Origin of the sequence: Sphingomonas aliaeris (assembly GCF_016743815.1) — a bacterium.
Lineage (GTDB): Bacteria > Pseudomonadota > Alphaproteobacteria > Sphingomonadales > Sphingomonadaceae > Sphingomonas > Sphingomonas aliaeris.
Genome location: NZ_CP061035.1, coordinates 139,340 through 160,489, shown reverse-complemented (window position 1 = coordinate 160,489; position 21,150 = coordinate 139,340). Strand labels below are relative to the sequence as shown.

Annotated in this window: 16 protein-coding genes and 1 pseudogene; 14 read left to right on the top strand and 3 right to left on the bottom strand. The window is 62.9% G+C overall.

Translation table 11 applies throughout. From position 1 onward, the window contains the following. Window positions 1-13 precede the first annotated feature (13 nt). Window positions 14-1,432 carry an aldehyde dehydrogenase family protein gene (locus tag H5J25_RS00670; RefSeq protein WP_202093822.1) on the bottom strand — a complete coding sequence of 473 codons (1,419 nt, stop codon included), beginning with the start codon at window positions 1,430-1,432 and terminating at the stop codon, window positions 14-16. A 185-nt stretch (window positions 1,433-1,617) separates the two neighbouring features. Between H5J25_RS00670 and H5J25_RS00665 the strand changes: the two genes are divergently transcribed. From H5J25_RS00665 to H5J25_RS00650, 4 genes are read left to right on the top strand one after another with little or no spacing between them, the layout of a single operon-like run. Beyond that, window positions 1,618-3,906: a TonB-dependent receptor gene (locus H5J25_RS00665; RefSeq protein ID WP_202093820.1), complete on the top strand. Its 2,289-nt coding sequence runs from the start codon at window positions 1,618-1,620 to the stop codon at window positions 3,904-3,906. Between the two features lie 2 nt (window positions 3,907-3,908). Beyond that, complete coding sequence (locus tag H5J25_RS00660) at window positions 3,909-5,123, top strand: cytochrome P450 (protein ID WP_202093818.1); 1,215 nt, start codon at window positions 3,909-3,911, stop codon at window positions 5,121-5,123. Between the two features lie 10 nt (window positions 5,124-5,133). After that, window positions 5,134-5,997: a helix-turn-helix domain-containing protein gene (locus H5J25_RS00655; protein WP_202093816.1), complete on the top strand. Its 864-nt coding sequence runs from the start codon at window positions 5,134-5,136 to the stop codon at window positions 5,995-5,997. Window positions 5,998-6,009: 12 nt separating this feature from the next. Then, the gene (locus H5J25_RS00650; protein ID WP_202093814.1) at window positions 6,010-7,116 is read left to right on the top strand and encodes an NAD(P)-dependent alcohol dehydrogenase; all 1,107 of its coding nucleotides are present in this window, start codon (window positions 6,010-6,012) and stop codon (window positions 7,114-7,116) included. Here the strand turns inward: H5J25_RS00650 and H5J25_RS00645 are convergent. Next, window positions 7,094-8,626 carry an acyl-CoA synthetase gene (locus H5J25_RS00645; protein WP_202093813.1) on the bottom strand — a complete coding sequence of 511 codons (1,533 nt, stop codon included), beginning with the start codon at window positions 8,624-8,626 and terminating at the stop codon, window positions 7,094-7,096. The genes H5J25_RS00650 and H5J25_RS00645 overlap by 23 nt on opposite strands. A 150-nt stretch (window positions 8,627-8,776) precedes the next feature. On the opposite strand from H5J25_RS00645, the pseudogene H5J25_RS00640 reads away from it, so the two are divergent. Both H5J25_RS00640 and H5J25_RS00635 read left to right on the top strand, forming a co-directional pair. Further along, a pseudogene (locus H5J25_RS00640) lies at window positions 8,777-9,954 on the top strand (acyl-CoA dehydrogenase family protein). A gap of 2 nt (window positions 9,955-9,956) precedes the next feature. Then, window positions 9,957-11,036: a phosphotransferase family protein gene (locus H5J25_RS00635; protein ID WP_202093811.1), complete on the top strand. Its 1,080-nt coding sequence runs from the start codon at window positions 9,957-9,959 to the stop codon at window positions 11,034-11,036. A 394-nt stretch (window positions 11,037-11,430) separates the two neighbouring features. Here the strand turns inward: H5J25_RS00635 and H5J25_RS00630 are convergent, their stop codons facing one another. Continuing rightward, entirely contained in the window at window positions 11,431-12,051 is a 621-nt protein-coding gene (locus tag H5J25_RS00630; protein ID WP_202093810.1) for an RNA polymerase sigma factor, read from the bottom strand. Window positions 12,052-12,275: 224 nt separating this feature from the next. Between H5J25_RS00630 and H5J25_RS00625 the strand changes: the two genes are divergently transcribed. From H5J25_RS00625 to H5J25_RS00590, 8 genes are all read left to right on the top strand, one after another. After that, the gene (locus tag H5J25_RS00625; RefSeq protein ID WP_202093808.1) at window positions 12,276-13,496 is read left to right on the top strand and encodes a dipeptidase; all 1,221 of its coding nucleotides are present in this window, start codon (window positions 12,276-12,278) and stop codon (window positions 13,494-13,496) included. 178 nt (window positions 13,497-13,674) lie between these two features. Next, window positions 13,675-16,095 carry a TonB-dependent receptor gene (locus H5J25_RS00620; RefSeq protein ID WP_225883255.1) on the top strand — a complete coding sequence of 807 codons (2,421 nt, stop codon included), beginning with the start codon at window positions 13,675-13,677 and terminating at the stop codon, window positions 16,093-16,095. A 61-nt stretch (window positions 16,096-16,156) separates the two neighbouring features. Next, window positions 16,157-17,761: a flavin monoamine oxidase family protein gene (locus H5J25_RS00615; RefSeq protein ID WP_202093804.1), complete on the top strand. Its 1,605-nt coding sequence runs from the start codon at window positions 16,157-16,159 to the stop codon at window positions 17,759-17,761. Window positions 17,762-17,817: 56 nt separating this feature from the next. After that, window positions 17,818-18,318 carry a RidA family protein gene (locus H5J25_RS00610; protein ID WP_225883254.1) on the top strand — a complete coding sequence of 167 codons (501 nt, stop codon included), beginning with the start codon at window positions 17,818-17,820 and terminating at the stop codon, window positions 18,316-18,318. Window positions 18,319-18,579: 261 nt separating this feature from the next. After that, entirely contained in the window at window positions 18,580-18,819 is a 240-nt protein-coding gene (locus H5J25_RS00605) for a hypothetical protein (protein ID WP_202093800.1), read from the top strand. Between the two features lie 335 nt (window positions 18,820-19,154). Next, a complete protein-coding gene (locus H5J25_RS00600; protein ID WP_202093798.1) occupies window positions 19,155-19,424 on the top strand; it encodes a hypothetical protein in 270 nt (89 codons plus the stop codon). Between the two features lie 233 nt (window positions 19,425-19,657). Beyond that, a complete protein-coding gene (locus H5J25_RS00595) occupies window positions 19,658-20,230 on the top strand; it encodes a DUF937 domain-containing protein (RefSeq protein ID WP_202093796.1) in 573 nt (190 codons plus the stop codon). Between the two features lie 285 nt (window positions 20,231-20,515). Continuing rightward, window positions 20,516-20,857 (top strand): TfoX/Sxy family protein, encoded by a 342-nt coding sequence (locus tag H5J25_RS00590; protein WP_202093794.1) that lies wholly within the window; start codon window positions 20,516-20,518, stop codon window positions 20,855-20,857. Window positions 20,858-21,150 lie beyond the last annotated feature (293 nt).

Sequence of the window (21,150 nt, the reverse complement as noted above, 5' to 3'; positions counted from 1 at the left end):
GCCGCCACTGGCTTCAGGAACGCCGCCGGGTCACGGTCTGCGCATTGGTGTATTCGAGCAAACCTTCCCTGCCACCCTCTACGCCGAGGCCCGATTGCTTCATGCCTCCGAATGCCGCAAGCGGCGTCAGGTGCTGCGTTTCGTTGATCCACACGGTGCCGCTGGCGATGCGCCGTGCCACGGCCAGCGCGCGGTCCTCATCGGCGCTCCATACCGACGCGCCGAGGCCGAATTCGGTTGCGTTTGCCTTGGCTATGACGTCGTCCAGATCGTCGAACCTGATCAGCGGGAGGACCGGGCCGAACTGTTCTTCCTGAACGATGCGGCTGTCTTCCGGCGGATTGTCGATGATCGTCACGGGAATGAAGTACCCTGGGGCATCGCGCTGCTCGCCGCCGATCAGGAAGCTGTATCCCCGATCCTTCGCATCGCCGATCAGGTCGAGCACACGATCATATTGCGGCTTGTTGTTGATCGGCCCGATCTGCGTGCCCTGCTCCGCGCCGTCCCCGATCCTGACGGTCTTCGCATAGGCGACAATCGCCGCCTTGAGTTCATCGTAGATGTCGGTGTGGACGTACATGCGCTTGGTCGCGATGCAGATCTGGCCGTTGTTGCGGAATGCTGCCCAGAACAGTTCCTCCGCGACCTTCGCGACATCGACGTCGGGCATGACGATCGCGGGATCGTTGCCGCCCAGTTCGAGCGTGACGCGTTTCAGTGTCGCGGACGCGCTTTGCATCACGCGACGTCCGGTCGCGGTCGATCCGGTGAAGCTGACCTTGTCGATCCCGGGATGCCCGGTGATCCACGGCCCCAGCGCATCGCCACCGGTGACGACGTTGAGCACGCCCGGCGGCAAGATCCCGGCGGCAATCTCGCCGAACTTCAGGGTCGTCAGCGGGGTGAACGGCGAGGGTTTCAACACCAACGCGTTCCCCGCAAGCAGCGCCGGCCCGACCTTGAACATCGCCAGGATCATGGGGAAATTCCACGGCGCGATCGCCCCGACGACACCGATCGGGACATGCCGCGTCTCGCTGTAGCGCTCCGCACTATCCTCGTTGACCGTCACCGGCAGATCGAGCGTCGCAGCACCCTTCAGCCACATTCCGGCGCCACCGATCTCGGATTCGGCATCGCCGTGTGGCTTGCCCTGCTCCGCGGTGAGCAGCCGCTTCAGGCCATCGATGTTCGCCAGGATCGCATCTCCGAGCGCATTCAGTGCCGCGCGGCGGTCGTCGATCGGGGTCGCGGCCCAGCCGGGAAAGGCGGCCCGTGCCGCATCGACCGCGGCATCGAGTTCGGCGCGGGTCGCATCGGGCGCCTGCGCGATCACCGCCTCGGTTGCCGGATTGACCACATCGAACGTCGCGCTGCCGGTGACCGCTTTGCCGCCGATCGTCATCGCATAATCACCGTCGAACTTCATTGTTCTCTCTCCTGCCGCTTTCGTCGTTATGGGCGTGCGTAACAGAGCATTTGCCGGATGCGGACGGGTGCGCAAGATTTGTCAAAAAGCAGCGCAAGTGCGTGCAAAGCTCCTTGCCCCCGGCTCGGCTATCAAGCGGTAATCGGAAGAAGCCCCAAGAGAGCTTCACGGTTCAGGAGACGGATATGAAAGCCCACACATTAGCATTGCTGCTCGCCGGGACGACGTTGCTGCCGGTCGCCGCACACGCGCAGTCCGCCGATCCGCTGCCGGCCACCAATCCCAGCCCGGATCCCACGACCGGGCCGGCGACCGCGACCGAGAATTCCGATGGGCAGGTATCCAATGACGGCGACATCATCGTCACGGCACAGCGTCGCGAGCAATCGATCCTGACCGTGCCGATCGCGATTTCCGCGGTCAGCGGCAACGCTCTGGCGACGAAGGGGATCGCCAATTCCGCGGCCCTGGCGAGCGCCGTGCCCAACCTGCAGGTCAGCAGCCCGTACGGCAACACGCAGCCGAACTTCAGCTTGCGCGGGATCAGCGTCGCGAACGAGTATAATTCCAACCAGGCATCGCCCATCGGCGTGTATATCGACGACATCTACCTCGCCAGCCGCACCGCGCACGGCATGGGACTGTTCGATCTCGACCGGGTCGAGGTGTTGCGCGGACCGCAAGGCACGCTGTTCGGACGCAACACGACCGGCGGCGCGATCAACTTCATCACCAAGGCGCCGGCGCTGAGCGGTAACGAGGGCTATGCCGAGGCCGGTTACGGCAATTTCAGCACCTACACCGCGCAGGCCGCGATCGAGACGACGATGGTCGAGAACCAGCTCGCCCTGCGCATCTCGGGCAATTACGCAAAGGGTGACGGCCAGATCGAGAATGTCTTCGCGGGCGGCCGGGACGGCAATTCGCAAAATACGCTGCAGGGCCGCGCGATCCTGCGCATGCGCCCGGGCGACGGCCCGCTGGACATCAAGCTGAAGATATATGGCGGACGCGACAAGGGTTCGCAGGCGGCGATACACGGGCTGTTGCCGTTCCGGTCCGGCCTCGGCTTCTTCCAGACCAACGAAAACCGGCTCGGGCTGAATCGAACCGAAGCCTATGGCGCATCGGCAACGATCGCCTACGAATTGTCACCCGCGCTGACCTTCACATCGATCACGTCGCGCGATGGCGGCAAGCAGAACCTGCAACAGGCCGCCGACGGATCGCCGCTCGACGTGCTCGACATCAACTGGCGGTCGAAATTCCAGCAGTTCAGCGAGGAAGCACGGCTGAACTACAGCACCGACAGGATGAAGCTGGTCGCGGGTGGTTTCTACGGCTGGGACCGGACGATCACGGACAATACGTTCAACATCGGTGGTGCACTCGGGCCGGGCGTCAATGGCGGCTTCTTCCAGCATTACCGGCAGGTTCGACGCTCCTATGCGGTGTTCGCGCAAGGCGATTACAACCTGACCCCGCAACTCGTGCTGACCCTCGGTGCGCGCTACACCTGGGATCGCGCGCGGTATGACGATGGCTATGCGTTCCTGTTTGCCGGCGACGTCGGTGGCGCGCAGACCCCGCTCGCGACCACCGTCCCGTGCCCCGGCGTGGCCGGCACCTGTGCGTACAACCCGGCATTGCGCTTCGCCTTGCCGGGACGGAACAATGCGCTGACCGGACGTGCGGCGCTCAGCTACACTACCGATGGCGGCGTACTGGTCTATGCCAGCTATAATCGCGGTTATCGTTCGGGCGCGTTCAACGGGGGCGGTTACACCTCGTCGGCAGGCATCACGTACATCCAGCCCGAACGCGTCGATGCGTATGAGGTCGGCGTGAAAGGCCGCTATTTTGACATGCTGACGCTGTCTGCGGCCGGGTTCTACTACAACTACAAGAACCAGCAGGTGCAGGACACGCGCCCCGGGCCGGTATCGTTCCTGGTCAATGCGCCCAAGGCCGAAGTCTATGGCGCCGAGGCGGAGGCGCGCTTGCGGCTGTCACCGGCGCTGACGCTGACGGCAGCGGCGGGCTATCTCCATTCGACCTACAAGCAACTGACGTTGCAGAGCACGAACCTGGACGGCAACGACCTGCCGTTCGCGCCGCGCTTCACCGCGCAGGGTGGGGTCGACATCACGCTGTTCAAGAACGGCACCGACGGGCTGACCATCTCGCCCAGTGTCGCCTATTTCTCGCGCCAGTATTTCTCCCCGTTCAATAGCGAGAATGCCGCCGGGACCGGCCAGCTCAACAGCGAGCTGCAACAAGACGCCTATGCCAAGGTCAACCTGACGGCCGCGCTGACGCTGGACCGCTTCACCTTCAAGGCGTTCGCGACCAATCTGTTCAACGAAAAGATCTATGCCTACGGACTCGATCTGCGCGGTGCCGGTTTCCCTTACAATTTCCTCGTGCCGTCCACGCCGCGCACCTACGGTGGCTCGGTCCGCGTGGCGTTTTGAACGTGGTCGATCTGAAGGATCCGTCGCTATACGAAGCGGGCGTGCCGTGGGACGTGCTCGCCGACCTGCGCGACAATGATCCGGTCCACTGGAACCCGGAAAGCGATGGCGCGGGTTTCTGGTCCGTCACCCGCCATGCCGACATCGTCGACGTGTCGCGCCAGCCACTCTTATTCTCCTCCGCGCATGAAAATGGCGGGCACCGCATCTTCAACGAAAACGAGGTCGGGCTGACCGGAGCGGGGGAGTCGGCGATCGGCATACCCTTCATTTCGCGCGATCCGCCGATCCACACCCGGTATCGAAAGTTCGTCATGCCCGCGCTGTCGCCGGTGCGGCTGGGCGATATCGAAGCCCGGATCCGCGCCCGCGTGGAAACACTGATTGCCGAGATGCCGCTCGACCGGAAGATCGATCTGGTGCCGACGCTGGCCGCGCCGCTGCCGTTGATGACGCTGGCGGAACTGCTCGGCGTGCCCGGCGACACCTGGATCAAGCTGTATCATTGGACCAATGCCTTTGTCGGCGAGGACGATCCGGAATTCCGCCAGAGTCCTGAGGCAATGGGCGAGACGCTGGCCGAATTTTTCGCGTTCAGCCAGGACCTGTTCGCGGCGCGACGCGCCGAACCGACCGGCGATATCGCGTCCCTGCTCGCCAATGCCGAGATCGACGGCGTTCCGGTGCCGTTCCGGGATTTCGTCGCCAATCTGATCCTCGTGCTGGTCGGCGGCAACGAGACGACGCGCAACTCGCTGAGCCACAGCGTCATCGCCTTTTCCGAAAATCCCGACCAATGGGACGCATTGCGTGCCGATCGGTCGCTCCTGAAGACCGCAGCGCCGGAAATGGTGCGGCATGCAAGCCCGGTGATGCACATGCGCCGGACCGCGACAGAGGATACCGTGGTCGGCGGGCAGGCGATCGCCAAGGGCGACAAGGTCGTCCTGTGGTATATTTCGGGCAATCGCGACGCCCTGGTCTACGACCAGCCCGACCGGTTCGACATCGCGCGCAAAGGCCCCCAGCATGTCGGTTTCGGGGCCGGACAACATGTTTGCGTCGGATCGCGGCTGGCCGAGATGCAGTTGCGCGTGGCGTTCGACATTCTGGCGGATCGTGTTAGTCGGTTCGAGGTGCAAGCACCGCCGCGACGGTTCCGGTCCAACTTCATCAACGGGCTGAAAAACCTCGACGTGATCCTGCGGGCTGCGTGAGGAGAGCGTGATGACCGAACGTGCGTCGACCAACGAGACGATCATTTCCGAAACGCTCGGGCGTGGGCCCGATCGATCGGCGAATATCGGCGACTGGCAATTCGCACGCTGGCGGCAGTTCATCGGCAGCTATGAATTGCCCGCCTTGGTCGACCCGGTGTTCGTCGTCCATGTCGGCGGCAAGCCCGACACCCGATTGTGGCAGGCCGAGGAATGGAGCAGTTCGCGCTCGATCCCCGGTTGCGCCACGATCGTACCAGCGGGACAGCCGACCGGCTGGCGGATCGACGGTGAGTTGGACGTGGTCACCGTCAGCGTGCCGCTCGCATCGCTGACCTGTGGCGATGCGATCGATCGCTTCCGGCACACGCGCTTCGCCTTTGCCGATCCGCTTGGCATCGCATTGACCCGGCAGATCCTGAGCGAACTCTATGCGCCCGAGGGGATCGACCGGACCGCGTATATCAACGTGCTGCTGGATGCGTTGAAAGCCCACACGCTGCGCGGGCCGGCGCTGGCAAGTCACGCCCCTTTCCCGACCGCGGATTTCTCTGCGCACCGCATCCACAACATCATGAATGCGGTCCTGGCGCATCCCGAGGCGGATCACCGCCTCGAGTCGATGGCGGCAGATGCAGGACTCACGCCGTCGCATTTCTGCCGCGTGTTCAAGAAGGCGACGGGCATATCCCCGCATCAGTATGTCATGAAAGCGCGACTGGAGCGCGCTCGTGAGATGCTGGGCGAATCCGAACTTTCGATCGCAGCGATCGCCGACAGCATCGGTTTTACCAGCCAGAGCCATTTCACCCGCGCCTTTCGCCAGTTCAGTGGCCAGACCCCGAGCGGCTGGCGCGCCGCCACCCTGCAGTAACCGGAGCCAGAGATGCAGACGATCGCCGCTGTCGCGCGTACCCCACGCGGCGAGTTCACCATCGAGACGCTTGAGTTGGAAGCTCCGCGTGTCGACGAAGTGATGGTCAGGATCGTCGGCGTCGGACTGTGCCATACCGACCTGATCTTTCGCGATCAGTTCGCGCCGTACCCGCTTCCGGCAGTGCTCGGGCATGAGGGGTCGGGGATAATCGAGGCGATCGGCGACGATGTCGAGGGACTGGAGGTCGGCGACCGCGTCGTGCTCGGTTTCTCGAGTTGCGGGCATTGTGCCCGCTGCAACGAAGGGCTGCCGAGCTATTGCCGGGAATTTCCCCCGCTCAATTATGCCGGGACGCGACTGGACGATGGATCGACCGCCTTCGCTGCCGGTGACGAAAAGATATCGTCGCACTTTTTCGGGCAATCGTCATTCGCGGGTCACGCGATCGTTCGCGCGGGCAATGTCGTGAAGGTCGTCGATGACGATGCGCCGCTCGAACTGCTCGGGCCGCTCGGCTGCGGATTCCAGACCGGCGCCGGCGGCGTCATGCGATCGATGGCATGCCCGGCAGGATCGTCGATCGTGATCGTCGGCGGTGGACCGGTCGGGCTTGCCGCGGTGATGGGGGCGAAGATCCAGGGTTGCGCGACGATCGTACTGGTCGAACCCGTCGCGGCACGGCGTGCGCTCGGCGAGGAACTTGGCGCAACGCACAGCATCGATCCCGCAGCCGGGGATGTGGCGCAGGCGATCCGCGCGATCATGCCCGACGGGACCGATTTCGCGCTCGATACGAGTGGCCGGATCGATGCGATCGACGCGGCGCTCGCGGCACTCGCCCCGCGCGGGATGCTCGGGCTGGTCGGCGTGCCGCCGCGCGCGGACGATGCGCTGTCGATAAACCTCGCCGGGATGATCACGTTCGGCCAGCGCGTCATCGGCATCATGGAAGGCGACAGCGACCCGCAGATGTTCATCCCCGAGCTGATCGCGCATCACGCCGCCGGCCGGTTCCCGTTCGATCGGCTCGTCCGGACCTTCCCGCTGGCGGACATCAACGAGGCGATCGCCGCGCAGGGGCGCGGCGATTGCGTCAAGGTCGTGCTGATCCCGTAGCGAGATACGCGTCGCGCAACGTGCGCTTCATCAATTTGCCGGTCGGCTCGCGCGGCAATGCGCTTGCGAAGTCGATGCGCCGCGGCGTCTTCACCCCGCCCAGTTGCGCGCGCACGAACGCCGTCAGCGTCGCGGCGAGATCTGGCGCGATGACGGACTCCGCCGGCTGCACCACCGCGACGACGATCTCGCCCATGTCCTCGTCCGGCAGGCCGATAACGGCCACGTCGGCGACCGCCGGATGCGCGATCAGCACATTCTCTATCTCCTGCGGATAAATGTTCACCCCGCCCGAAATGATCATGAAGCTTTTGCGATCGGTGAGGAAGAGATAGCCGTCCGGGTCCAATCGGCCGATATCGCCGAGCGTGGCCCAGCCACGACGGTCGTGCGCCTGCGCGGTCCTGGCCGGATCATTGAGATACCGGAATGCCGGCCCGTCGCCGAAATATACATGACCGGTTTCACCAGCGGGCAATTCCCGTCCTTCATCATCGACGATATGCACGACCCCCAGCACAGCCTTGCCCACCGATCCTGGCTTCAGCAGCCATTCGGACGACGATAGCGCAGTGATGCCGCAGCTTTCCGTGCCCGAGTAATATTCGTGCACGATCGGCCCGAACCAATCGATCATCGCGTGTTTGACCGGGATCGGGCACGGCGCGGCGGCGTGGATGACGGCACGCAGCGATGATACGTCATAGCGCCGGCGCACCTCCTGCGGCAGTTTCAGCATCCGCACGAAATGCGTCGGCACGAACGTGGCGTGCGTGATGCGGTGGCGTTCGATGAGGCGCAGCGTCTCCTCGGCATCGAAGCGCTCCATCACCACCACCGTGCCACCCAGCTGCTGTACCGCCATCGCCCAGCGCAACGGCGCCGCGTGATAGAGCGGCGAGGTAGACAGATACATGCTGTCCGGCCCCATGCCATACAGCGCCGTCCCCATGCGGGTCAGCGGTGTCGCCGCCTCGAGCGCGCCGTCTGGTAGCACGGGCATGACGCCCTTGGGCCGCCCGGTGGTGCCGGATGAATAGAGCAGGTCGGTGCCGGGGCTCTCGTCCGCGATGCGCGTCTTGGGCTGCGCCTGCATCGCCTGCGACCAGTCCGCCAGTCGATCGTCCGCGCCGGTCCAGCGGAATCCCGGCAGGTCGGGCAATTCGGCCAACGCGACGTGGGCGAGATCGGCGAACGCCGCCGACACGATCAGTAACCGCGCGCCCGAATCGCGCAGGATATAGGCGATGTCGGCCGCACCCAGCTTGTTCGAGATCGACGTCTGATACAGCCCGCTACGCTGTGTCGCCCACCCCGTTACGAAGACTTCCGCAGCATTGTCGAACACCGTCGCGATAACGTCCCCGCGCCGCATCCCCAGCGCCCGCAAGTGCCATGCCGCAGCGTTCGATGCCGCTTCCAGCTCGGCGAACGTCATCGTCGTACCGGTCGCTGCCATGACGATCGCTGGCTTGGTCGGCTGCCGGACGGCGTGGATGGCGGGGTGCATGCAATTCTCTCCGTCGTTTTGCCGACGAGGCAAACACCCGTGCCGGCGTGACCGCAACACGGGCGCAAGAAATGTCGAAATCGATGCGCTAGCTGGACAAAGCCGCTCTCAGCATGTTGCGCTAGGTATCGACATTACAGGAGAGCGATGATGACGAACACGGGTGGCACCGGCCCCAGCGAGCGGGCGATAGAGATAGGCGATCGCGTAGAAGCATTCGTGCGTTCCGTCGTCGCCCCCTATGAGCGCGATCCCCGTTGCGGTTCGCATGGCCCATCCGATGACCTGGTCGCGGAATTACGGGCACTGGCGCGATCGGCCGGGGTGCTGACGCCGCATATCCTACCCGATGGCGGTCATCTCGATCAGCGCGAGACGGCGTACGTCCTGCGGCAGTCCGGCCTGTCGCCGCTCGGTCCGATCGCCGTCAACACCGCCGCGCCGGACGAAGGCAACATGTTCCTGCTCGGTAAGGTCGGAAGCGCCGAGCAAAAAAGCGCTTCCTCGATCCCCTCGTGTCTGGCGACGCGCGATCGGCGTTCTTCATGACCGAACCGGCCGCGGAAGGCGGAGCCGGGTCGGACCCCTCGATGATGAAAACCTCCGCGGTGATGGACGGGAATCACTGGGTAGTGAACGGCCGCAAAGCATTCATCACCGGCGCCGAAGGAGCAAAGGTCGGTATCGTCATGGCGAAATCCGACGACGGCGCGTGCCTCTTCCTGGTCGATCTGCCTGATCCCGCGATCACCATCGAGCGCGTGCTCGACACGATCGATTCGTCGATGCCCGGCGGGCACGCGGTGGTGAACATCGACAATCTTCGCATCCCGGCGGACCAGATGCTCGGGCATAGCGGCGACGGTTTCAAGTACGCCCAGATCCGCCTGGCGCCGGCGCGTCTGTCGCACTGCATGCGCTGGCTCGGTGCATGCATCCGGGCGAACGAGATCGCCACCGACTATGCCTGCCGCCGGCACGCTTTCGGCAAACCGCTTATCGACCATGAGGGCGTTGGTTTCATGCTCGCCGAAAATCTGATCGATCTGAAACAGGCCGAACTGATGATCGACTGGTGCGCCGATGTGCTCGACAGCGGCGCGGCCGGGGGTGCCGAAAGCTCGATGGCGAAAGTCGCGGTGTCGGAAGCGCTGATGCGCGTCGCCGACAAGTGCGTACAGGTCATGGGCGGTACCGGTGTGACCGGCGACACGATCGTCGAACAGGTATTCCGCGAGATCCGCGCCTTCCGTATCTATGACGGCCCGACCGAGGTGCACAAATGGAGCCTCGCCAAGAAGATCAAACGCGACCGGCAGGCGCACTGAGCATGGAGGATGCACTCGGCCAGGCCGCGAATGCCGGCACCACTGCGGTCCGTGCGGCGCATCGCTTCGACGAGGCTGCGCTGGACGCCTGGATGGCGGCGAACGTCGTGGGTTATGCCGGGCCGCTCTCGGTCGAGCAGTTCAAGGGCGGGCAATCCAACCCGACTTATCGACTGGTCACGCCGACGCGTGCCTATGTGCTGCGCCGCAAGCCGCCGGGTGCGTTGGTGAAGGGTGCACATGACGTCCTGCGCGAGGCACGCATCGTGTCCGCACTGGCGGATACCGACGTGCCGGTCGCGACGATCTACGGGATTTGTGCGGACGACACCGTGATCGGCACGCCGTTCTTCGTCATGGAAATGGTCCAGGGTCGCATCTTCTGGGACGCGACGTTTGCCGACGTGCCCGATGCCGAGCGCGGAGCCTATTTCGACGCGATGAATGCGACGATCGCCGCGTTGCATCTGGTCGATCCGAACGCGGTCGGACTTGGCGATTACGGCCGCCCAGGAAATTATTTCGCCCGCCAGATCGCGCGCTGGTCGCGGCAATATCTAGACGATGCGGACGCGGGCCGGGACGCCGACATGGACGCATTGCTCGACTGGCTATCCGATCACGTGCCGGCGGAAGAAGAGACCTCGATCGTCCATGGTGATTTTCGCTGCGACAATATGATCTTCGCGCCCGATAAGCCGCAGATTCTTGCGGTATTGGACTGGGAGCTATCGACACTCGGCCATCCGCTGGCCGATTTCGCCTATCACGCGATGATGTACCGCATGCCGCCCGATATCGTCGCCGGCCTGGGAAATGCCGATCCCGCCACGCTTCATATCCCGACCGAGGCACACTATATCGCGGCCTATTGCGCAAGGACCGGGCGAGACGGCATTCCGGATTACGAATTCTACGTCGCGTTCAATTTCTTCCGCCTCGCTGCCATTTTCCACGGCATCAAAGGACGCGTGATCCGCGGTACGGCCGCCTCTGCGCATGCGAGAGAACGCGCCGCCAGCTTTCCAAGGCTAGCGCGCCTGGGACGCGAGGCGATCGATTTCGGCAAACTCGATCATTAGCCTGCCTGGGCGGCGGGCTATTTTTTGCGAGCGAGCGGGTCTCGCGAAAATACCTTTATTCCCGGTACGCCGTGCCGTTGGGAGGGCGTCGACGCGCGCCCATAGCGACTCCCGGTACTAAGTACGGAGCTGTTGATGTGCCGAATGCTACTCGCCGTCGCCTGCCAATGGCGCGATCAGCGAAAGGTAAGCTGCGCCGCAGGGCTATCTAGAACCGTCAAAATCGAGACTGCCATGGTCTCAACCGGTCTATAGTTTCTTTCTAGCTATCCCGAGCTCACTTTACAGCGCTTGTCAGCAGAAAAACGAGCCTGCGCTCCCTCTAGCGAGAGCATAGCCATGAGCTGGGTCCTGCTTAATTCAACAATAGGCCGCAATCCGTTCGTCTTCGCCATCACTGGCAGGCGCCGGTAGGAACAATCGCGCTGCTTCCGCGTCGATCGCCCGTCGCACTGTCGCGCTTATTCAGAGACCATCCAAAACCCGAACCCTGGTACTCGCCGATCGCATGCATGATCTTCACGGCTGCATGTGCCAAATGCTTGTCTACCGTGGAAACGGATAGACCCATTTCCTTTGCTATCTCGCTCGTCGGCCTATCGTAAACCCTTCGCAAAACGAAAGCACGCCGGCATTTCGGAGGCAGCGTGTCTAGCATCGCCTGCAGGTGCCGCAATTCGTCGCGCGCCTCTAAACTGGCCTGTGTACTATTGTCGATGCGGATCAAATCGATATCCGCGATTACCTCGAACGATACGATCTTGTTGCGTCGGGCGGAATCGATCGCGAGGTTGCGAGCGATCTGGTAAAGATAGGCGCGGCCGGACCGGACTTGCGCGATATCGGCGGTCGCGTAGGCGCGTGTCATGGCCTCCGCCACGACGTCGTCGACATCAGCACCATCTGGAAGCACCCGTCGCAATCGCGACCTCAAGGAACCCTCGTAAGGCAGGATTACTCGCTTGTACCATTCGAGCCTGGCCCGAACCGAGCCATTGCCATCGTTTGAATCCATCGGAACCCCCCGAATTTGCGAAGGTATCCCTCTCCTATTGACTGACCGCTGGCCAATACGACCAGCCTTTCATGATGGTGTCCAGCCATCATGAAATAAAAGTGACACGCCGATTGGCAGATTGTGTCGTCGGAACCGTCTTACCAAGTAGCAACTAACACGGAGGGGGAATGACGGAACCGATCCAAGTTCGAAGGTCACGTCGGAAAGCGCCTGGCGTTCCCATGCGCACCGGCTTGCTTGCGCCGCTGGCCCTACTCACGCTCGCCGCCTCTGCGCCGGACGCGCGGCAGGTGCATGAGGCGGCGATCGTACTCGACACGCATTTCGACACGCCCGCCAATCTCGGCCGCCCCGGCTGGAGCATCATGGACCGGCACAGCCGCGCGGACAGCGGCGACCAGGTGGATTATCCGCGCATGGTGGAGGGAGGAATCGACGGCGGGTTCTTCGCGATCTTCACGGCGCAAGGACCGCGGACGCCGCAGGGGGATCGTGACGCGCGCGACGCCGCGATGACGCGTGCGGTGCAGATCCGTGAGATGGTGGCGCGACACCCGGACGTCTTCCGGCTGGTGACCACGTCGGCCGAAGCCCGTGCCGCAATCGCCGCGAAGAAGCGGTTCGTTTTCATGAGCATGGAGAATGGCTATCCGTTCGAGGCGGACCTTTCGCTGATGCGCAGCTTCCAACGGCTGGGCGTCACGATGATGAGCCCGGTCCACTTCAAGAATGACGACCTTGCCGACAGCGCGACCGACGCGCCGGAATGGAACGGCCTCAGCCCCAGGGGAAGGATGTTCGTGGCGGAGGCGAACCGCGTGGGAATCCTGATCGATTGCAGCCACGCGTCCGACGACGTGCTGCGCCAGACGATCGCGTTATCCAAGGCGCCGATCATCCTGTCGCATTCGGGCGTGCGCGCGATCTTCGATCATCCGCGCAACGTGACCGATGCGGATCTGCGCGCGCTGGCTGCAAAGGGCGGCGTGGTGCAGATCAACGCCTTCGACGGCTATATGATCGCGCAGCCCAAGATCCCGGAGCGTGAGGCCGCAATGGCGGCGCTGATGGCGAAGCTGCCGCCGCGCGCCACGATGACCGAAGCGGATCGCACCGCGTTCCTGGCGCAGCGCAAAGCGATAGATGCGCGCTGGCCGGTACCCCGCGCGACCTTCGACGACGTGATGAAACACCTGATCCACGCGATCGGGGTGGCGGGCATCGATCATGTCGGGATCAGCGGGGATTTCGATGGCGGGGGAGGGGTCGAGGGATTCGACGACATCACCGCCTTTCCGAAGATCACCGCGGCGTTGCTCGCGCGCGGGTTCAGTGCGGCGGACGTCGCCAAGGTGTGGGGCGGCAACGCGTTGCGCGTGCTCGACGCGGCGCAAGCGGCCGCGGATCCCGGTGTACGTCCAACCATTCCGGCCACCTCATGATCGTCGCGCGGGCCAAACGGGAAAGGGAGGATCGTCCGACTCCGCCTTGAGCGGGAGTGAGCGTGGCAGTGTGCGCGTAATAGGGTGGACCGCGATAACCGGCCGCCTGCGAAGTCCCGGGGGGATGATCTGGATGGCGACATCCCGTCGGTGCGCCGACCAGATCAGGAGATTGCGCGTGTCTCGTTTCCGTTTTTCATCCTTCAACGCGACGGCGCTCGGCCTCGTCCTTGCCACCGGTGCGCTGCTGCTGACCACGCAGGGCGCCGCGGCGCAGGCGACCTCCGCCGAAAATGCCGACGCCGGCACGCAGCAAAGTGAGGTGCCCGCCGACGAAACACAGGAAATCGTCATCAGTGGCCGCCGCATCAGCCAGGCTAGCGAAGCGGTAGGCGAGGACCGCATCACCAGCACGGTCGCGGTGACGCGCGAAGCCCTGTTGTCAGCGCCTTCCGGCATTTCCGGCTTGAAGATGCTGGAGTCGCTGCCGGGCTTCAACGTCCAGACCGACGGAGCGCTCGGCCTTTACGAATTCGGAAACAGCGTGCAGGCGCGCGCCTTCAATCTCGACCAGATCGGCTTCGTCGTCGACGGCGTGCCGATGGGCCGCAGCGACGCCTTCGGCGGCAGCCCGGTATTCCGTTACGTCGATAACGAGAATCTGGGCGTGGTGGAGGCGTCGCCGGGCGCGGGTGGCGTGACGATGCCGACCTATTCCTCGCTGGGGCCGGTGGTCTCGTACCGCTCGATCGCGCCGCAGAACGATCTGGGCGTGTTCGCATCGCAGAGCTTCGGCGATTTCGGCATGAAGCGTACCTTCATCCGCGTCAGCACCGGAAAGATCGGTCCGCTGAAAGCCTTTGTCAGCCGCACCAAGCTCAACACCGACCTGTGGCGCGGTGCGGGATCGGTCGACCGCGAACATTGGGAAGCGATGGCGCATGTCGATATCACGGACAGCAGCTGGGCGCGGTTCAAGTTCGTGTCGAACGACTTCTTCGACTATGATTCCCCAACGCTATCGCGTGCCGAATATAATAGCACGGCGCCCGACCTTGCCGGCAACGTAGGGCGGTACCGCGGCTATTATGGTGATCCGCTGCCGAGCTATGCGCCGACGGTGGCCGGCGTGCCGTTTTCGAATGCCAATTACACCTATTATTATGGTCAGGCGATCAACGTCAGGAAGGACAAGCTGTTCGCCGGCACGTTCCACGCCGGGATCGCCGACGGCATCTATGCCGAGACCACGATCTATTATGAGGACAAGGACGGCTGGGGCAGTTCGCCCGACAGCTATGCCAATACGCTGACCTTCTACAATCGACAGCAGCTGGTGTCGGGGCTGGCGCTCACCGCCCCACGCGGCACCCAGTTCGGCGTGTCGAGCCTTGGCGGCTACAGACAGGGCATACTGCAAAGCCTGCATGCGAACGTCGGCATCCATTCGATCGATGTCGGCATCTGGGCGGAGGACGATCGGTATCGGCGCTATCAGCGTCGCCAGAACACGATCGACGGATCGCCGGCCAGCGCCCCGAATTACGACGAACTGGTCTATGGCCGCCGCGATTACCGGTCGAAGCGCGCGACCCTGCAGATGTTCGTTCGCGACCGGATCGACCTGACCCCCGCCTTCAGTCTCGACTTGGGCGTCAAGGCGCTCAACCTCGATTATCAGCAGCGCGGATATCGCGACTTCGCCGATTATGCGCGGACGGTGAACGGCGTGAACGTGGCCGGATGGGGACCACAATATAATCGTGCGCAGTTCAAGGACTATTTCCTGCCGACCGCCGGCATCCTGTACCGTTTCAACGACCTACGTACGCAGCTGTTCGCATCCTATGCCGAGAATCTGGCGCTTCCAAAAGGCATGGATGACATCTTTTCGGTCGCCTTTACCAACTCCCCGGCGGTGGTCGGCGCGCCCGCGCCGGAACGGTCCAAGAATGTCGAGATCGGCTTGCGCACGACGCGTCCCGAATTCTTCGCGTCGCTGACCGGGTATTACACGAAGTTCGACAACCGCATCCAGTCGATCGCGTCAATCCTGCCCGGCACCACCAACGTGACCGAGACGTTCTTCCAGAATGTCGGCGGCGTCGAGGCTTATGGCGCGGAATTGCTGGCGAACTACAAACCGGCGTTCCTGCACGGCGCCGCCTATTTCAACGGCAACATCACCTACAATCACGCGCAGTTCCAGGACGACATCGTCGCGGCAGCACGAACTTATCTGATCGCGGGCAAATATCTCCCGGACAGCGCGAAATGGGTGGTCTCGGGTGGTGTCACAATCGAACCGGCGCCGTGGCTGGTGGCCAATGTCACGGGTAAATATACCAGCCGCCGCCAATCGACGTTCGAAAATACGCCGGGATCCTCGCTGCCGGGCTTCACCGTCGTTTCGGCCTATGCCGACATCGGCGACGGCTTCTCGATCGGACCGGTGCGCAACGCCCGCATTCGCGTCAATGTCGACAATCTGTTCGACAAGGACGTGCTGTCGTTCATTTCGCCGGCGCTGACCGGGGATGGCTTCTTCCGCCCGCTCAGCCCGCGCACGTTCCAGGCGACTTTGTCCGTCGACATTTGATGCTGCCGCCGCGGCGCGGACTGCGTCGCGGCTCCACGATCACAGGAATGGAGATCACGTCATGGTGACACGCAGGACGGTTTTGAGTCGGATCGGTCTGGCGGGCGGGCTGGGCGCGACGTTGGGGGCGATGCACTCGCTCGGCCTTATCGGCACCGCGCAGGCACAGGATATGAGTGCGCTGACTCCGACGCTGGGCAAGGGGCGGCATGTCGTCGTGCTGGGTGCGGGGATTGCGGGGCTCACTTCCGCCTATGAACTGGAACAGGCCGGTTTCCTGGTAACGCTGCTGGAGGCGCGGACCCGCGTCGGCGGGCGCGCCTGGACGGTGCGCGACGGCGACAAGATCGAGATGAACGGCGCGGAGACCCAGACCGCGAGCTTCTCGGACGGCATCTATTTCAACGCCGGTCCCGCGCGCATCCCGAGTTTTCATCAGGGGCTGCTTGGCTATGCCAAGAAGTTCGGCGTGCCACTGGAGGTCGAGGTGAATTCCAGCCGCTCGGCCTATGTCATGGCCGATGACGGGTCGAAGATCCGGATGCGCACCGCGATCAACGACATGCGCGGCCGGATCGCGGAGCTGCTGGCGAAAGCGATCGGGAAAGGATCGCTCGATACCGAATTGACGGCCGCCGATCGCGAGAAACTGATGCCTTTTCTGAAGGCGTATGGCGATTTGGGGGAGGATGGCCGCTTCATCGGCACCGAACGCTCCGGCTTCGGTACCGCGCCGGGGGCGGGGGTCACTTTCGCTTCCCGGTCGACCGCGATGCCGCTGGACCAACTGCTCGCCAACCAGCGGCTGCCGATGACGCTGTTCGAAGACAATCTGTACATGCAGGCGACGATGTTCGAGCCGGTCGGCGGGATGGACCGTATCCACGCCGCGATGGACAATGCGCTGCGGCGTCCCGCCCTGCGCGGTGCGGAGGTGACGCGGATCCGCCAGCGCTCCGGCGATGTCGAAGTAATCTATCGCGACAAGGCGAGCGGCGCGTTCGAGACGGTCGCGGCGGATTATCTGATCTGCACGATCCCATTCCCGGTACTCGCGCGCATCGACACCAATTTTTCACCCACGCTCAAGAAGACGATCGCAAGCGTGGTCTATGACTATTCGAACAAGGTCGCGTTCGAAAGCGCGCGCTTCTGGGAGAAGGAGCAGATCTACGGCGGCATATCGTTCGTCGGCGGACCGACGACGCTCGTCTGGTATCCATCCGCCGGGCTGCACAGCGAACGGGGGATGCTGCTCGGCTGCTATTCCGCAGGATCGAACGCGGAGGAATTCCAGAAACGGCCGATCGCCGAACAGATCGCCTTCACGCGCGGCGTGGTCGACAAGCTCCATCCGGGCCACGGTGCCGATCTGGTCAACGGTATCGCGATCAACTGGAACAAGATCCCGTACAGCCTTGGACCCTGGCCCGACTGGAATGCGGGCAGCGCCAATGGCCATCAGGAGGGGCATATCGATACCAGCGCCTTCCGCTTCCTTCAGGCGCCCGAGGGCCGGGTCTATTTTGCAGGGGCGGCGCTCAGCCAGACTCCCGGATGGCAGGAAGGCGGTATCCATTCCGCGCGTGCGCAGGTGCTGGCGCTTGCCCGGCGCGTTACCGCGCAGGCGCTGGTCACACCGGGGCTCGTCAGCCGTGCAGCCTGAACGACGACTATGATAGGTTCCTTGCCGCGACCCGATATTTCAACTGGAGAATACACGTGAACCGTAATCTACACGCGGCGATCCTCGCCACTGCATTGCTAACCACACCCGCCACGGCCCAGACCGTCGAGAAGCATGCCAACACGCCGGCCGGGCTGATCCTGCAGTCGGTGACGGTAAAGCCCGGTGCGACGACCCTGTACCTCAGCGGCCAACTCGCCGCACCGATCGATCCGGCCAGCAAAATCCCCCCGGCGCAGCTGACGGCGGCCGACTTTGGCGACACAAAGATCCAGACGATCAGCGTGTTGAACAAGATCAAGGCGATTTTGAAACAGCACGGATATGCGATGAGCGACATCATCAAGCTGACCGTGTTCGTCGCCGGCGATCCGAAACTCGGTGGGAAAATGGATTTCGCGGGCATGAACGACGGCTTCAAGCAGTTTTTCGGAACCACGGAAAACCCGGGCACGGTCGCCCGATCGACGATACAGGTTGCCGCGCTAGCCGGCCCGGCCTTTCTGGTCGAGATCGAGGCGACAGCGGCAAGATAATCTTAAACTCGGTATCAACCACAATAGGACAGGAGATACATCAGCTCCCATCGTCTACCTGATAAATATAGCGCTCTCGAAGGCCCACGGAAGTCTCCCCGCAGTCCTCGAGGCAACAACTTCGGCGAACTTAGGCCTCTCGGGCGAAAACGCGGAGGCCGCGAAGCACATTGACCCCGCCGACACGAAATGCAGAGCTCTCTTTGTCAGGCTATCTTTTCAACCGGTCGACGGTGCGTCGAACGCAACGATCCACTGCGGATGGCCGTCGGCCGTCATGACGATATCCGGGTGGCCGACGGAATCATTCCCGGTCTCGATCCATCCCGCTCCATGACACTGATCGCAGATCGCCCGTTTGCAACGGAAGCTTACAAGATCGATTTCCATATTCCACTGCCCGTGGCCGCGGCAGACCGGGCAACGCGCATCGAGCGCGCCGTTCCTCGGCAGGAGGGGAATGATATCGAAGGCGTGCGGGCTATCCGGGCCTGCGCATAAGACGATATTGCTGGCGTGAGGGATGTCGGGTCTCCTTGCGGCCCGTTTTATACATACGATGAACAATACCTGCGGTGCGCACTTTGTTCAGATTCGACATCCGTGTTTCAGGAAGGCCGGTCTTCGCGCGATCGATGTTGGCGTGCCTTACCGAGACGGCGCCACGTCGATGAGATCGGCTCGGGGCTTTTTCGCGGCTGTCGGCTCGACGGTCACGATCAAGACGAAGCGGGTTTTCGGATACCGGGTTCGAGTTCGTGCGGCTCTGAAATCAGTGCGCGTTGAACTCGACAACAGTTGGTGTATCCGTACATTTCCATAACAAGGGGTTCATAATGAAGAAGATCTTCGTATTCGCCGTCGCCACGGGTCTAATGTCTCTGGCCGCGTGCAACTCCAGCCCGCGTGAACAGGCTGCGGATAACATCGAGTCGAACACGGAGGCCGTCGCCGATAACCTGGAAGACGCGGCCGATGACACCAGCAATGCGGCAGCCGAAGCCACCCTGGAGAACACCGCGGAAGCCGTTAGGGCAACCGGGCAGAATCAAGCCGACGACATGCGCACCAATGACGCGGATACCAACCTCTCTAATGGTATTTAAGGAACTCGGGGCCTAGATACATAAAAGGTTGCTCCCAAGCGGCTTGTTGAAAGAGGGCGTTCGAGGAAACTCGGACGCTCTTTTGCTTGATAGCGGGTTTCGTCGATGAGTATCGGTGTTCGATAGACCCACCTCGCTCGTCGGCCTAGCGTAGCGAGGACATTCGCCGGGCCTCGGACAAAGCGGCACAACAAGTCGACCCGAAGCGTTGACCGTCAAACCGGGAGAAGAACATGGACATCCTAAAGGCATTGCAAGCCGATGGCGGCATCAGCGCGGTCGCGCGAGAACTGAACGTCGACGATAGCACGGCTCAGTCTGGCATGGCCGCCTTACTTCCCGCAGTGTTGAGCGGAATGCAGAACCAGGCCGGAGTGCATCCGAGCGGTTTTGGTGGTTTGGCCGGCATCCTTGCCGGGCTTGGCGGCGGAGATTTGTTGAACCAGGTTACCAACCCGGCACCAACCGATCCAAGCCCAGGTAACGATGTGTTGGGCCAGATCTTTGGTACGAAGGAGACCAGCCGTGCAGTCGCGTCCGACGCCGCGGGAAAGACCGGTCTTTCGCCCGACTTGTTGAAGAAGATGTTGCCGCTGCTGGCGATGCTCGTCGCGGGCTACCTTGCCAAGCAATCGGGGGGCAACAACGAGACCGGGGGTGGACTCGAGGGTATCTTGGGAAGCGTGCTTGGAGGCGGCGCCAGCGCAGGCAGCGGCGGGCCGGGCGGGATACTGGGGGGATTACTTGGCGGCGGCAGCGGAGGCGGTAATGTCCTGAATGACATATTGGGCAAGCTCGGCAGATAAAGGTTCTAGCGGACGGTAGTCTGACGCTGACCAAGGCCACGCCAGCCCAAGATGTCCGTCCCCTGGGCAGCACGCCACCATCGTATCGATTTACGTTCGCCTTCCAGCGAGGCTTCTGAATATCCTACCGCCTAGAGCTGACACTTCGTCCTACGAGGCCCACGATCGGCTGTTCAGCGGCACTTCGACCTTTCAGGAAAGCCGGCCCCTCGCTCAGCGCGGTCAACGATGCAGACCATGTTCGGTCCGTTGCCCGCGGCGAGGCTTGTCTGTTAGGTTCGCTGTATGGCGACGCAGCAACGAACAATCGATTTCCTACTTGGACAGGCGACGCGCGCTGGCGTGGTCGCAGCCAAGCCGATGTTCGGCGAATACGGCGTCTACGTCGACGGTAAGATGATCGGCTCGGTGTGCGACGATCAGCTCTTCGTCAAGCCGACGGTGTCGGGCCGTGCCCATGCCGAACCGGTGTCGGACTCGCCGCCTTATCCAGGTGCCAAACCGCAGATGCTCATCGCGGCCGATCGTTGGGACGATGCCGAATGGCTTAGCGAGCTGCTGCGCCTCACGGCGGCCGAGCTGCCTACACCTAAGCCGCGAAAGCCGAAACCAGTAGGTAGCACTTGAGGCAGGAAGACCCAAAGTCGGTCATTCAGCACAGTCGAGGCCGCATTTGAAACCAGCCGCTCGGTCAGGTGAGGAGGCTAGCCTCGATTGGCAAAATGGGCGCCCCGACGGCTTGAATGGGTGTTCGCGCGCGTAAGCTCTGCAAGGAATGTACGTTGGAGTCGGCGCTCGAAAGGACGCTGGCGATCCCAAGATCGAACCAAAGGAACATCTCCCAATCTCCTACCATTTGGCTCAAGAAAGGTTCATATAGATTCCAGTGTTACTGGCAAGAACCTCGCATGGTCTCATCA

Coding starts and splice junctions, on each gene's coding strand:
- H5J25_RS00670 (WP_202093822.1), bottom strand. CDS start 1,432: ATGAAGTTCGACGGTGATTATGCGATGACGATCGGCGGCAAAGCGGTC.
- H5J25_RS00665 (WP_202093820.1), top strand. CDS start 1,618: ATGAAAGCCCACACATTAGCATTGCTGCTCGCCGGGACGACGTTGCTG.
- H5J25_RS00655 (WP_202093816.1), top strand. CDS start 5,134: ATGACCGAACGTGCGTCGACCAACGAGACGATCATTTCCGAAACGCTC.
- H5J25_RS00650 (WP_202093814.1), top strand. CDS start 6,010: ATGCAGACGATCGCCGCTGTCGCGCGTACCCCACGCGGCGAGTTCACC.
- H5J25_RS00645 (WP_202093813.1), bottom strand. CDS start 8,626: ATGCACCCCGCCATCCACGCCGTCCGGCAGCCGACCAAGCCAGCGATC.
- H5J25_RS00635 (WP_202093811.1), top strand. CDS start 9,957: ATGGAGGATGCACTCGGCCAGGCCGCGAATGCCGGCACCACTGCGGTC.
- H5J25_RS00630 (WP_202093810.1), bottom strand. CDS start 12,051: ATGGATTCAAACGATGGCAATGGCTCGGTTCGGGCCAGGCTCGAATGG.
- H5J25_RS00625 (WP_202093808.1), top strand. CDS start 12,276: ATGCGCACCGGCTTGCTTGCGCCGCTGGCCCTACTCACGCTCGCCGCC.
- H5J25_RS00615 (WP_202093804.1), top strand. CDS start 16,157: ATGGTGACACGCAGGACGGTTTTGAGTCGGATCGGTCTGGCGGGCGGG.
- H5J25_RS00605 (WP_202093800.1), top strand. CDS start 18,580: ATGGCCGTCGGCCGTCATGACGATATCCGGGTGGCCGACGGAATCATT.
- H5J25_RS00600 (WP_202093798.1), top strand. CDS start 19,155: ATGAAGAAGATCTTCGTATTCGCCGTCGCCACGGGTCTAATGTCTCTG.
- H5J25_RS00595 (WP_202093796.1), top strand. CDS start 19,658: ATGGACATCCTAAAGGCATTGCAAGCCGATGGCGGCATCAGCGCGGTC.
- H5J25_RS00590 (WP_202093794.1), top strand. CDS start 20,516: ATGGCGACGCAGCAACGAACAATCGATTTCCTACTTGGACAGGCGACG.